Source organism: Nonomuraea sp. NPDC050451 (assembly GCF_044458585.1).
In genome coordinates, this window is the sequence record NZ_JBITHZ010000002.1 from 471,087 (window position 1) to 484,024 (window position 12,938).

Here is a 12,938-nt window from a genome sequence, read left to right on the forward strand (position 1 = left end):
TCGCACAGCGCTGGTCATCGTTCGGCGGCGCGCAGGTGGAAGAGCTCGGACGGGGAGATGGGCATGCGGTCGATCGCGATGCCCTCGGCGTCCTCGATGGCCGAGGCGATGACCGCGGAGACGGGGATCACGCCGGCCTCGCCCGCGCCCTTGACGCCGAGCGGGTTGAGCGGCGACGGCGTCTCCAGGTGGGCGGTCTCGACGTGGGGGATCTCCGTGACGTACGGCATGAGGAAGTCCATGAAGGAGGCGTTGACGAGCTGGCCGTGCGAGTCGTACACCATGCGCTCGTAGAGCGCCCCGCCGATGCCCTGCGCCACTCCCCCGTGGATCTGGCCCTCCACGATCATCGGATTGATCAGCCGGCCGCAGTCGTGCACGACGGCGTAACGCACCACCTTGATCTCGGCCGTGTCCGGGTCGGTCTCGACGATCGCCGCGTGCATGCCCGAGGCGAACGTGGACCTGATCGGCGAGTAGTAGTCGCGTCCCTCCAGCCCCGGCTCCTCGCCCTCGGCGACCGGCGGCCGGTCGGGCGACGCGGTGCCGGAGAACTGGGTGGCCTTGGCCGTCTCGTCGTCGAACGCGTAGCGCAGCGGGTTGGCCAGCACCGCCACCGTGGACAGCGGGACGGACGCGCTCGGCGTGCCGGCCACGTGCACCATGCCGTCGGTGATCTCCAGGTCGGCCGGGTCGGCCTCCAGCGCGTCGGCGGCGATCCGCAGCGCCTTCTCGCGTACTTTCCTGCAGGCCAGCGCGATGGCGTTGCCGCTGACGACGGCCGCCCGCGAGGCGAACGTGCCCACGGCGTAGCCGAACCTGCGGGTGTCGCCGGTGACCACGCTCACCCGCTCGATGGGCACGCCCAGCTCGGTGGCCGCGATCTGCGCGAAGGCCGTCTCGTGTCCCTGCCCCTGCGAGGTGAGCCCGGTGGACACGTGCACCCGCCCGTCGGAGGTTACCTGGACGTGCCCGCCCTCGTACGGCCCCACGCCGGTGCCCTCGACGTAGCACCCGACGCCGATCCCCCTGCCGGGCCGCGCCTCGAAGGAGTCCCAGCCGATCAGCTCCTTGACCATGCGCAGCATCTCGGGGTAGTCGCCGCTGTCGTAGATCAGCGGCCGGCCGTCCTGGAACGTCATCCCCTGGTCGTACGGGAACTCGTCGGGCCCGATGAAGTTGACCTCGCGTACCTCGGTACGGTCCTTGCCCAGGTATCGGGCGATCTTGTCCATGGTCCGCTCCATGCAGAACACGCCCTGCGGCCTGCCGGCTCCCCGGTAGGGCGTGACCTGCACGGTGTTGGTGTAGACGGCGGTGAACTCGACCCGGTACGCCCCGATCTTGTACGGCCCCAGGAGCTGCGTCGAGGTGACGATCGGCACGATGATCCCGTAGGGCGTGTAGGCGCCGTGGTCGTGCAGGATCGTCACGTCCAGGCCGAGCACGCGGCCGTCGTCGTCGAAGCCGACCCGTACGTACTGGACCTGGCCGCGCTCGTGGGCCGAGGAGATGAAGTGCTCCCTGCGGTCCTCCGTCCACTTGATCTCGCGCCCGAGCGTCATGGCCGCCCACGGCACCAGCACCTCCTCGGGCCACGGGTGCACGATCTTCACCCCGAAGCCGCCGCCCACGTCGGGCGCGATCACCTCGACCTGCGGCAGCGGCAGCTCCAGCGCGGCGGCGACGGCCATGCGGACGCTGGTGGAGGTCTGGGTGCTGGAGTAGACGCGCAGGTCCCGGCCGTCCCACCGGGCGTACACGCCGCGCCCCTCCAGCGGCATGCTGGCGCTGCGCTCGATGTCGAGCCGGAAGGCCAGCGTGTGCGGCGCGGTCTCGATCGCCTCCCGCGCGCCGCGCCCGTCCGTCCCCGCGACCTCCTGGACGAGGTGCGCGCCGACGTTCCCCGGCACGTCCTCGTGCACGAGCTGGGCGCCCTGCACGGCCTCCTCCAGGCCGACGACCGGCTTGAGGAGCTCGTAGTCGACCTCGATCAGCGCGCAGGCGTCCTCGGCGGCGTACCTGTCCCTTGCCACGACCATGACCACCGGCTCGCCGACGTGCCTGACGACGTCCCTGGCCAGCGGGTACGCGGTGCGCCCGTGGGTGAGCGCCGGGTGCGGGATCAGCAGCGGCAGCGGCCGGCCGACCCGTTCGGGCAGGTCCTCCCAGGTGTAGATGGCGACGAGCCCTTCGACGTCGAGCGCGGGGTCCACGTCGATGTCGCGGATGCGGGCGTGCGCGTGCGGCGAGCGCACGAACGCGGCGGCCAGCGCGTCGGGGCCGAGGTCGTCGAGGTAGCGGCCCCGGCCGGTGAGCAGCCTGGGGTCCTCCCGCCGCTGCACGGGCTCCCCGAACAGCCTCGTCGTCATGCTTCCTCCGCCAGCAGCTCGGCTGCCCGGTGGACGGCCTTGACGATGTTCTGGTAGCCGGTGCACCGGCACAGGTTGCCCGAGATGCCCTCCAGCACCTCCTCGTCCGTGGGGGCGGGGTTGTCCCGCAGCAGGGCGGTCACCGTGCACAGGAACCCCGGCGTGCAGAACCCGCACTGCAGTCCATGACACTCGGCAAAAGCCTTCTGCACAGGCGACAACGTGTCCGCGGCACCCAGCCCCTCGACCGTGGTGACCTCGGACCCGTCCACGCTGACCGCGAACGTCAGGCACGACCGGATCGGCTCCCCGTCGAGCAGCACGGTGCAGCAGCCGCAGACGCCGTGCTCGCAGCCGACGTGGGTGCCGGTCAGGCCGAGGTCGTGGCGCAGGCAGTCGGACAGCAGGCGGCGGGCGGGCACGCTGACCCGCCTGGCCGTGCCGTTCACGACGAGCGTGATCTCATGCTCCACGATCCTGTGCCTCCCTGGTCGCGTTCCGCACGGCCCGCTCGGCCAGCACGCCCACGAGGTGGCGGCGGTAGGCGGCCGAGGCGTGGATGTCGCCCTCGGGTTCGACCCGGTCGCGTACGATCCGCGCCGCGTCCGCGGGGCTCTCCGTCACGTCCACGACGACCGGCACGTGGCCGACGCCGATGCAGGCGAGCCTGGCCGCCTCGACGCGGCCGTCCTCGTCGAGCGTGACGACGGCGCAGACGCCGGCCAGGGCGTAGTCGCCGTGCCGCCGGGCCACCTCCTCGAAAGCTGCCCCGGTACGCGGACCCAATGCCGGGAAATATGCCGACACGGCCAGCTCGCCCGGCTGGACCGCCGACTCCATGGGCCCGACGAAGAACTCCTCCGCGCCCACGTCGCGTACCTGCCCCTGCCAGCGGGCCACCCGTACGGAGCCGCCCAGGACGGCCAGCACGGCGGGCAGCTCGGCGGCCGGGTCGGCGTGCACGAGGCTGCCCACCACGGTCCCCCGGTTGCGGATCACCGGATGGGCGACCAGCCGCAGCGCCCGGCTCAGCAGCGGATGCGCCCCGGCCCGCTCGGCCTGCGAGTGCCGGACCGCCGCCCCCACCCGGACACCGTCCGGCGCCGCCTCCATGACCGCCAGCCCTTGGACGCGGTTGATGTCGACGAGATGCTCGGGAGCGGCCAGCCGCATGTTGAGCATGGGGATCAGGCTCTGCCCTCCGGCCAGCACCTTCCCGCGTACCTCCGCGAGGGTCCTGAGCGCCTCGTCGAGGTCGCGGGGGGCGTGGTACTCGAACGGGGGCGGTTTCACCCGGCCTCGCTCCCGACCGGCCGGGCGGGCCGTCCGGCGATGGCCCGCAGCAGGTGGTATCCGCCCAGCACCACGATGGTGCCGAGCGCGATCCCCTCAAGGGTGAAGTCGCCGCCGATGAAGTGGTTCACGGGTCCGATGGCCAGGATGATGCCCGCGCCGATCGGAACCATGTTGACGGGATCGGAGAAGTCGACGCGGTTCTCGATCCAGATCTTGGCGCCGAGGAGGCCGATCATCCCGTACAGGATGACGGTGACCCCGCCCAGCACGCCGCCCGGGGTCGCGGCGACCAGCGCGCCGAACTTGGGACAGAGCCCGAACAGGATGGCGATGAGCGCGGCGATGTAGTAGGCGGCGGTCGAGTAGACCTTGGTGGCCGCCATGACGCCGATGTTCTCGGCGTACGTGGTGGTGGGCGAGCCGCCGACCGCGCTGGCGACCATGGTGCCCACGCCGTCGGCCGTCACCGCCCGGCCCACGTACGGGTCCACGTCCGCCCCGGTCATCTCGCCGACGGCCTTGACGTGCCCGATGTTCTCGGCGATGAGCGCGATGACGGCGGGCAGCACCAGCAGCACGGCGGAGGTCTTGAAGTCGGGGGCGTGGAAGTTCGGCACCCCGAACCAGGGCGCCGACGCCACGGAGTCGAAGTTCACCCGGTCGTGCGGGAAGGCCGTGGCCACGCAGTACGTCCCCTCGGCCGGGCAGCTCGCGCCCGCCGCGTCGCGCAGGTTGGCGCCGGGCAGCACGGACGTGACGGGCCCGGCGGTCCTGTCCAGCACCCACGACAGCACGAACCCCGCGACCAGCCCGACCAGCACCCCGATCCGGCCGACGAACCCCTTGAACAGCACGATCACCACGAACGTGACCAGCATGGTGATGAGCGCGACCCAGTGGTCCTGCGGCCAGTAGACGTCCGCCACCACGTACGCCAGCCCGAACCCGATCAGCATGACGACCGCCCCCGTGACCACGGGCGGGAAGACGCGGTGGATGATCTCCACACCGAGGAAGTGGATGGCCAGCCCGGCCAGCGCCAGCACGAACCCGGCGACCAGGATCGCGCCGGTCACGATCGCGTCCGCCCCCGCCGTGTCACCGCCCCAGGCGGCCCTGATGGCCAGCACCCCGCCGACGAAGGACGCGCTGGTGCCGAGGTAGCTGGGCACCTTCCCCTTCACGATCAGCAGGAACAGGATCGTCGCGACGCCTGACATCATCACGGCGACGTTCGGGTCCAGCCCCATCACCAGGGGGAAGACGAACGTCGCGCCGAACATCGCGATCACGTGCTGCGCCCCGAAGCCCACCATCCTGGGCCAGCTCAGCCGCTCGTCGGGCCTGACCACCTCTCCGGGCGCCAGGTGCTTGCCGTCACCGTGTTTGGTCCATCCCAAAGCCATGGAGAGCCCCTCTTGTACTGGGCCGGCGACACGTTCCGTTGCGGGCACATTAGGCCCGCCGTAACGCTCCTACACGGGCATGATCTGCCAAATCTACGCGCAGGGCCAGTGAAAACCTCGCGCACACGCGATCCGTTTCACTGTGCGGATCGGATCGCCTCTTCTTCTGCCGGCCCGCCCAAGACGTCCGCGCTACTCCACCCGGATGGAGAACCCCTCCCCGCTGACCACCTGCCCCGAGCGGATCTTGGCGCGCTTGCGCAGCTCCACCTCGCCGTCCACCAGCACCAGCCCCTCGGCGATCAGGTGCTTGGCCATGCCGCCCGTCTCCGTGATCCCGCAGTACTTCAGCAGGTCGCACAGCGGGATGTACTCGGAGCGAAGTTCGAAATCCACAACCCCCAACCCTAGATGCCGCGCATCCGCAGCACGTGCAGGGCCAGGGTCAGGTTGAGGCGCAGGTGCGGGTCGTCGGTGAAGTTGCCGAGCAGGCGCTCCAGCTTCCCGATCCGGTAGCGCAGGGTGTTGTAGTGGAAGTGGAGGCGCCGCGCCGTCTCGGCCACGTTCATGTTGGTCTCCAGGAGCACCTGCAGGGTGCGGCGCAGGTCGGCGTTCTCGGCGTCGGCGTCGGAGGCCAGCGGGCCGAGCGTCTCGCGTACGAAGGCGTGCAGCTCGTCCGTGTCGTTGACCAGGGACAGCAGCCGGTAGACGCCGAGCTGGTCGAAATGGGCGACGGCGCCGGGCCCGTGCAGCTGGCGGCCCACCCGGGCCGCCTTCAGCGCCTGCGAGTACGCCTCCGGCAGCGTCTCCGCCCCCGGGCTGGGCCGGGAGGTGCCGGTCGAGAACGTCGCGGGCGGCACGTCGGCGAAGGCCGAGGCCGCGTCCTTGGCGACCCGGGTCGCGTCGATCGAGGCGTCCACCACGGCCACCACCTCGTGCGAGAACCCCGCCACCGCACCGCGCGGGTCGTGCCGGCGCATCGCCGCCGTCCAGCACGCCACCAGCCGGTCCTGCGCGCTGCGCTCGTCGCCGTCCGGGTCCAGCTCGGCCACCAGTACGGTCACCGGCCGCGCCAGGTCCCACCCGAACGCCCGCGCCCTGGCCGTGATCCGCTCCGCCGTGCCCGCCCGGCCGGTGAGCACGTCGCGCAGGAAGTCGGCGCGGTACTTGCTCTCGACGGCGTTGACCGCCTCCTGCCGGGTGACGACCAGCGCGGCCACGGTGGCGGCGCGTTCGAGGATGCCGACGTCGCTGTCGCGGATCGTCCCGGACGGGCTGTAGGCGACGATCCTCCCGTGGTGGTGGCCCCCGGCCAGCACGGGCACCGAGGCGAACGACCGCGCGCGCCCCGAGGCGGGCGTACGGGGCGGGCCCTCCTGGGAGATCGACTCGCGCAGGACGGCCACGTGCTCGGCGGGCCCGGCGGTGGCCAGCACGCGGCCCGAGCCGTCCACGGCCGCCACCGACACGTCGAGCAGCTGGGCCACCTCGGCGGCCACCTCGTTGAGCCCGCCGCCGGCCAGCACCACCTGCACCAGCGCCCGGTGCGCCTCCTCGGCGCGGGCGAGCACGGCGGCCTGGCGGTTGAGGATGTCGGTCAGCACCTGGTTGAGGATGTCGTCGAACCCGACGTCGTTAGGCAGCAGGATGAGCGGGAAGCCGAGCCGGTCGGCCTGCTCGACCATCTCGTCGGGCAACTCGTCCACATACCGGCCGAGCTTGATCGCCAGCGCCGACAGTCCGCGCTCGTCCAGGTCGGCGACCAGCCGGCCGAGCGACTGCGGCGTGTTGCGCAGCGGGTAGCCGGTGGTCAGCAGCAGCTCGTGCGGCTTGACCCAGGCCAGGATGTCGGGGACTTCCATGACGTTCAGCCGCTGCACGATGCGGCCCAGCCCGCTCTCCCCCGCGATCAGCCTGGCCTCGGCGAGGGTGGAGACGCCGAGCACCTCTCCGACGGAAACACCGTGAATGATCGTCCCGGTGCTGGCGAGACGGACGGGGGGCTCCATGTGGAGATTGTGACCCCAGAAGCCGTCTGTCAGGAAGAGCCAACCTTCCCGCTGACTGTTGGCAAATTTACCCGTACGGAGGGTTCCCGGCGCGTTTTACGGTCAGGTCCAAGGTCGGATGGGAGGTCCGGTGACCGTCAGTACTCATGCGAGGCGTACGCGCATCCACGTCACGGGCGCGGCCAGCACGGCGGTACGCCCCGTCCTGGAGTCGCCGCGCCGCCCCGCCCGGGTTCTCGCCGCGTTCCCGGCGGGGGTGTATCTCGAGGTCAGGACGGACCTGGAGCCTTCGGTGATCGCCGTCATCACGGGCGCGGCCACCCGGCTGCCCAACTCCGTGCTGCTGGCGGGCCCGCTGCCCAGTGTCACGGTCGGTGACGACGCCTCTGTGGGCGACCGCAACATCGAGCTGGGCCCGCTGAGCCTGAGTGTGCGCCGCTGGTGGGACCCGGCCCCGCCGCTGGGCCGGATCGATCGGGCCCGGCTCGAACAGGCCGCCGCCCGCTTCGGCGACCCGCCGCAGCCGGGGCTGGCCGGGAACGGCGCCGTCGAGCTGCTGGCCGACAGCTGCGCGAAGGGCTGGCTGCTGGGAGCGGTGACGGCGGCCGAGCAGCTCATGGGCCTGGGGCCCGGCCTGACGCCGAGCGGCGACGACGTCCTGGCGGGCCTGCTGGTGACGCTGCGGCACCTGGGCGCGGCGGCCGGGGCGGAGCGGGCGGTCTGGCTGGCCGACTGGCTGGCGGCGACCGTGACGTTCGACGCGAGGACGCGTACGACGCCCATTTCGGCCACGCTCCTGCACTGCGCGGCCAGGGGCGAGTCCAGCCCCGAGGTGACCGCGGTGCTGCGCGGCATCACGGGCGCGCAGGCCCTCGAACCGGCCCTGCGCCGCCTCCACAGCCTCGGCCACACCTCGGGCTCCGACCTGGCCCAGGGCGTCGCCATCGGCGTGACCGCCGTCCTCACGCTGGGCAGGCCGCGATGAGCGCCGACACGGTGCTGGTTCGGAAGGGCGCGTACGTCGACTCCATCTCCCTGATGCGCATAAGTCGGGCGCTGACTGAAATGTCGGGCGTAGAGGCCGCCATGGTCGCCATGGCCACCGAGCTCAACCTCGCCGTCCTCCGCGACCTGGGCTTCACCGTCCCGCAGGCCGGCCCCGGCGACCTCCTGATAGCCGTACGCGCCCGCGACGCCGGCGCGGCCGTCGAGGAGGCCGACCGGCAGCTCGCGACCTTCCGCCGCCCGGAGGCGGCCACGGCCGACCAGCCCCCGCTGACCACCCGCTCGGCCACCGGTACCCCGGCCGATCTGGTGCTGGTCTCCACGCCGGGCGAGCACGCCTTCGCCGAGGCGCTGGACGCGGTCCAGGCCGGGCTCCCCGTCATGATCTTCAGTGACGGCGTCCCCCTGGCCCAGGAACGTCGGCTCAAGGAGCTCGCGGAGGCCGCGGACGTCCTCGTGATGGGCCCCGACTGCGGCACCGCCGTGATCGGCGGCGTCGGCCTCGGCTTCGCGAACGTCCTCACCCCCGGCCCCGTCGGCGTGGTGGCCGCGTCCGGCACCGGGGCCCAGCAGGTGACGTCCCTGCTCGACTGGGCCGGCACCGGCATCAGCCACGTGCTCGGCGTGGGCGGCAGGGACCTGTCGGCCGAGGTGGGCGGCCTGTCCACGCTGCGGGCCCTGCGCATGCTGGACGAGGACCCGGCCACCGAGCTGATCGTGCTCATCTCCAAGCCGCCGTCCCCCGAGGTGGCGGAGACCGTGCGGGAAGCCGTGGGACGCCTGCGCACGCCGGTCGTCCCCGCGCTGCTCCCCGAGTCCGACCTGACGGAGGCGACCGAGCGGGCCCTGCGCGCGCTCGGCCGGCCGGTGCCCGAGTGGCCCTCCTGGCCCGCGTGGTCGGGCAAGCAGAGCCGGGCCAAGGCCATCAAAGGTGTCTATTCCGGCGGGACGCTCAGCACCGAGGCCGAGCTGGTGGCCGGCAAGGGCGACTTCGTCGACTACGGCGACGACGCCTACACCAGGGGCAGGGCGCATCCCATGATCGACCCGACCCTGCGCGTCGAGGCGCTGGCCCGCGCCCAGGAGACGGACCTGGTGCTCATGGACGTCGTACTCGGCCACGGCGCCGACCCCGACCCGGCCGCCTCGCTCGCGCACGCCGTCGCCCGCACCCCCGCCACCGTCGTGATCGCGCTCATCGGCACCGAAGGCGACCCCCAGGACCTGCACCGCCAGGCCGCCGCCTTCCGCGAGGCGGGCGCGGCCGTCTTCACCTCCAACGCCCAGGCCGCCCGGCACGCCAGGAGCCTCGTATGAGCTCGCTGTCCGTCCCGTCCCGCGTCATCACGGTGGGCGCGGGCCTGCTCGACGAGGCGCTCAGGGCGCAGGCCGTCGAGACGACGCCGGTGTCCTGGCGCCCGCCGCTGCCCGGCACCGCCGAGGCCCTGTCCGCGGTGCTCGCCGACCCGCGCAGGCAGGCCGCCAACGAGCTGGCAGTGAGCCGGCTGACCTCTGCCCGCCCGCACCTGGTGGGGGTGCGGCGGGCCTCGGAGGTGCTGGCGGCGGGCACGTTCCTGCACGCGGGCCCGCCCATCACGTGGGAGCGCGCGTCGGGCCCGATGCGCGGCGCGCTGATCGGCGCGATGCTGCTGGAGGGCCTGGCGGGCGACGAGCACGAGGCCGGGCGCAGGCTGGCGGCGGGCGAGATCGCGCTGCGGCCGTGCCACGAGCACGCCACGGTGGGCCCGATGGCGGGCGTGGTGAGCCCGTCCATGTGGCTGTTCGAGGTGCGCGACGACGAGCACGGCGGCACCGCGTACTGCTCGCTGAACGAGGGCCTGGGCAAGGTGCTCCGGTACGGCGCCTACGGGCCCGAGGTGCTGGAGCGGCTGCGCTGGATGGACGCGGTGCTCGGCCCCGCACTGGCGGCGACGCTGGAGCGCACGGGGCCGATCGACCTGCGCTCGCTGATGGCGCAGGCCCTGCAGATGGGCGACGAGCTGCACAACCGCAACCGCGCCGCCACCTCGCTCCTTCTGCGCGAGCTGGCCCCGTCCGTGGTCGAGGCAGCCCCGGGCGCGGCCGCGGAGGTGCTGCGCTTCATCAACGGCAACGACCACTTCTTCCTGAACGCCGGCATGGCCGCCGCCAAGGTCAGCACGGACGCGGCCCGTGACGTGCCCGGCTCGTCCATGGTCGTCGCCATGGCCAGGAACGGCACCGACTTCGGCGTCCAGGTCTCGGGGCTGGGCGGCCGGTGGTTCACGGGGCCAGCCGGCGTGCCCGACGGGCTCTACCTCGGCTCGTATGGGCCGGACGACGCGAACCCGGACATCGGCGACTCCACGATCACGGAGACGTCGGGCTTGGGCGGGTTCGCGATGGCGGCGGCGCCGGCCATCGTGCGGTTCGTGGGCGGCGAGGTGTCCGACGCGGTGCGGGCCACCCGTTCCATGTACGAGATCACGCTCGCCGAGCACCCCGCCTACCAGATTCCGGGGCTCGGCTTCCGCGGCACGCCGGTCGGCATCGATGTGACTCTCGTCGCGAGAACGGGCCTGCTGCCCATGGTCAACACCGGTATCGCGGGCCGCGTCGCAGGAACCGGTCAAGTAGGAGCAGGCCTGGTCAAACCCCCTGTAGAGGCATTCACTACTGCATTGATCGCATTGGCGGAACAAGCCATCTGAATGGTGATATTTCCGCAGGTCAAGAGCTTTGTAAGGATGCTCCAGCTTCCCTTGCGCATGCCCCGCCGATATCGTAACGAACCACTTTTAATTGCTCGTAGCGCGGGATGGGGGCGGGATCATGGCAGCCGACCGCTTGCTCAGCGGCCCCGGCGCGGAGGGAGGCGCCCCGAGCGGCGCCCCGCAGAGCCAGGGCCGTCTGATCGGCCGGCGTTACCGGCTCATGTCACCTGTCGGCAGGGGCGGCATGGGGATGGTGTGGCACGCCCACGACGTGCTGCTCGACCGGGACGTGGCGGTCAAGGAGCTGATCCTCCCTTACGGCCTCGACCACTCGGGCATGCAGGTGGCCCACCGGCGCGTGCTGCGCGAGGCCAGGTCGGCCGCGCGGCTGACGCATCCCGGCATCGTCACCGTGCACGACGTGGTCGAGGAGGACGGCCGCCCGTGGATCGTGATGGAGCTGGTCCGGGCGTGGTCCCTGGAGCAGGCCGTACGCCAGAGCGGGCCGCTGCCGGTGCTGCAGGCGGCCGAGATCGGCATCCGGGTGCTCGACGCGCTCAGGCACGCGCACTCCGCGGGGATCCTGCACCGCGACATCAAGCCCGGCAACGTGCTGCTGACCCAGGACCGGGTGGTGCTGACCGACTTCGGCATCGCGGCCATCGAGGGCGACGTGACGATCACGCAGACCGGCCTGCTCATGGGGTCGCCGGCGTACATCCCGCCGGAGCGCCTGTCCGGGCAGCCGATCACGCAGGCGGCCGACCTGTGGTCGTTCGGCGCGACGCTGTACGCCGCCCTTGAGGGGCGGCCGCCGTACGAGGGGCCCGATCCGGTGGCGGTGCTCGGCGCGGTGCTCACTCAGGACGCGATCGTGCCCCAGCGGGCCGGCTCGCTGATGCCGGTGATCGAGGGCCTGCTGCGCAAGGACCCGGCCCAGCGACTGACCTCCGACCAGGTCATCGAGATGCTGGAGGCCGTGCTGCGCGCGCACGGCTCCGTCCGGCCGCGCCCGGTCGAGACGCTGCCCCCCACCGGGCCCGCCCCGGGGGACACGCCGGCCTCCGGGCTGCTGGAGTCCCCGTCGGGGCCGATGCCCTCGCGGATCGTGGAGACGCCCTCGGGTCCGATCCGCGTGCCGTACGACCCGCTGACCAGCCCGTCCGGCGGTCACTCGATGCCATACGACGGTCTGACGAGCCCCTCCGGCAGCCACAGGACCGACCAGCTGGTGCCGCCGCCGCCAGAGTTCGGCGGTCCCTCGGGGGCCCAGCCCGCCTTCGGCATGCCCTCGGGCCCGCACCGGGCCCCCAGGGGCGTCGGCGACGACTCCGGCCCGCAGCCGGCGCCGATCCTGCCGCTGACCACGGACAGCCGTACGTCGTCCACCGCCACGCCGTGGCCGCTGGCCTCGGCCGAGGACCTGCGCGAGCAGTCGCGCGACCTGTCCCGTGACCTCGGCCACAACCGGCTGGCCACGCTGCCCAGCGCGGCGCCGCGCACCGGCAAGAGCCGGCGCAGGCCCGACGAGGACGAGGGGATGTGGGTGCGCCGCGGGCGGCCGACGCCGCTCACGATCATCAGCGCTGTCGTGGCGGTGGCCGCCGTCGTGGGTGCCGTCATGTTCCTCATGCCGGGCGGGTCGCCGTCCCAGGTGACGGCCACGCCGCAGGTTGCGACGTCCTCACCCGCGAAATCCCAGAACGCCGAGCCCTCGGCGATCCCCTCGGGCTACACCGAGCACGGCACGGCCGGGTTCGCCGCCGCGGTGCCCGCGGGCTGGAAGCCGGCCACGTCGGGCGGGGTGACCACGTTCAACGGGCCGAAGGACTCCGGCATGCGGATCATGGTGCAGAAGGTGAGCCCGCAGACCGACGGAGGGCTGTCCGAGCTGGGCCGCCAGGAGGCCAAGGGCGGCGTGGAGGGCTACATCCAGGTGCAGCTCCAGGCCGTCGACTACCGCGGCTGGCAGGCCGCCGACTGGGAGTACACCTACACCACGGGGAGCGGCGTCCCCATGCACGCGCTCACCCGGTACGTCACGATCGACGACATCACCGCGTACAAGATCACGTTCGACCTGCCCGAGCTCAAGTGGGACGACCAGGCGGAGACCCGCAAGGTGTTCCTGGACACGTTCCGGCGGGACGGCTGACG

The 12,938-nt window shown here is 72.4% G+C and carries 10 protein-coding genes; 4 read left to right on the forward strand and 6 right to left on the reverse strand.

Features of this window, described 5'->3' with window-relative positions; all coding sequences use genetic code 11:
- Window positions 1-14 precede the first annotated feature (14 nt).
- From cutA to ACIBI9_RS08210, 6 genes are all read right to left on the reverse strand, one after another.
- A complete protein-coding gene (gene cutA, locus ACIBI9_RS08185) occupies window positions 15-2,372 on the reverse strand; it encodes an aerobic carbon-monoxide dehydrogenase large subunit (RefSeq protein WP_397221242.1) in 2,358 nt (785 codons plus the stop codon).
- Window positions 2,369-2,845 (reverse strand): (2Fe-2S)-binding protein, encoded by a 477-nt coding sequence (locus ACIBI9_RS08190; RefSeq protein WP_397221243.1) that lies wholly within the window; start codon window positions 2,843-2,845, stop codon window positions 2,369-2,371. The genes cutA and ACIBI9_RS08190 overlap by 4 nt, the downstream gene beginning before the upstream one ends.
- Window positions 2,835-3,665: an FAD binding domain-containing protein gene (locus ACIBI9_RS08195; RefSeq protein WP_397221244.1), complete on the reverse strand. Its 831-nt coding sequence runs from the start codon at window positions 3,663-3,665 to the stop codon at window positions 2,835-2,837. The genes ACIBI9_RS08190 and ACIBI9_RS08195 overlap by 11 nt, the downstream gene beginning before the upstream one ends.
- A complete protein-coding gene (locus ACIBI9_RS08200) occupies window positions 3,662-5,074 on the reverse strand; it encodes a uracil-xanthine permease family protein (RefSeq protein WP_397221245.1) in 1,413 nt (470 codons plus the stop codon). The genes ACIBI9_RS08195 and ACIBI9_RS08200 overlap by 4 nt, the downstream gene beginning before the upstream one ends.
- 192 nt (window positions 5,075-5,266) lie before the next feature.
- Window positions 5,267-5,470 carry an RNA-binding S4 domain-containing protein gene (locus ACIBI9_RS08205; protein ID WP_360712781.1) on the reverse strand — a complete coding sequence of 68 codons (204 nt, stop codon included), beginning with the start codon at window positions 5,468-5,470 and terminating at the stop codon, window positions 5,267-5,269.
- A gap of 11 nt (window positions 5,471-5,481) precedes the next feature.
- Window positions 5,482-7,083 (reverse strand): PucR family transcriptional regulator ligand-binding domain-containing protein, encoded by a 1,602-nt coding sequence (locus tag ACIBI9_RS08210; RefSeq protein WP_397221247.1) that lies wholly within the window; start codon window positions 7,081-7,083, stop codon window positions 5,482-5,484.
- 130 nt (window positions 7,084-7,213) lie between these two features.
- Here ACIBI9_RS08210 and ACIBI9_RS08215 point away from each other — a divergent pair, with 130 nt between their 5' ends.
- The 4 genes from ACIBI9_RS08215 (at window position 7,214) to ACIBI9_RS08230 (ending at window position 12,936) form a co-directional block, all read left to right on the forward strand.
- Entirely contained in the window at window positions 7,214-8,068 is an 855-nt protein-coding gene (locus ACIBI9_RS08215) for a DUF2877 domain-containing protein (protein WP_397221248.1), read from the forward strand.
- Window positions 8,065-9,405: an FdrA family protein gene (locus ACIBI9_RS08220; RefSeq protein WP_397221250.1), complete on the forward strand. Its 1,341-nt coding sequence runs from the start codon at window positions 8,065-8,067 to the stop codon at window positions 9,403-9,405. Before ACIBI9_RS08215 ends, ACIBI9_RS08220 begins: the two co-directional genes overlap by 4 nt.
- Window positions 9,402-10,778, forward strand: a complete 1,377-nt coding sequence (locus tag ACIBI9_RS08225; RefSeq protein WP_397221251.1) for a DUF1116 domain-containing protein — start codon at window positions 9,402-9,404, stop codon at window positions 10,776-10,778. Before ACIBI9_RS08220 ends, ACIBI9_RS08225 begins: the two co-directional genes overlap by 4 nt.
- Before the next feature lie 121 nt (window positions 10,779-10,899).
- A complete protein-coding gene (locus ACIBI9_RS08230; RefSeq protein WP_397221253.1) occupies window positions 10,900-12,936 on the forward strand; it encodes a protein kinase in 2,037 nt (678 codons plus the stop codon).
- The last annotated feature ends 2 nt before the right edge of the window (window positions 12,937-12,938 follow it).

Bases quoted from the DNA above. Each gene is read 5' to 3' on its own strand.
- cutA (WP_397221242.1), bottom strand. From the start codon at position 2,372: ATGACGACGAGGCTGTTCGGGGAGCCCGTGCAGCGGCGGGAGGACCCC.
- ACIBI9_RS08200 (WP_397221245.1), bottom strand. From the start codon at position 5,074: ATGGCTTTGGGATGGACCAAACACGGTGACGGCAAGCACCTGGCGCCC.
- ACIBI9_RS08210 (WP_397221247.1), bottom strand. From the start codon at position 7,083: ATGGAGCCCCCCGTCCGTCTCGCCAGCACCGGGACGATCATTCACGGT.
- ACIBI9_RS08220 (WP_397221250.1), top strand. From the start codon at position 8,065: ATGAGCGCCGACACGGTGCTGGTTCGGAAGGGCGCGTACGTCGACTCC.
- ACIBI9_RS08225 (WP_397221251.1), top strand. From the start codon at position 9,402: ATGAGCTCGCTGTCCGTCCCGTCCCGCGTCATCACGGTGGGCGCGGGC.
- ACIBI9_RS08230 (WP_397221253.1), top strand. From the start codon at position 10,900: ATGGCAGCCGACCGCTTGCTCAGCGGCCCCGGCGCGGAGGGAGGCGCC.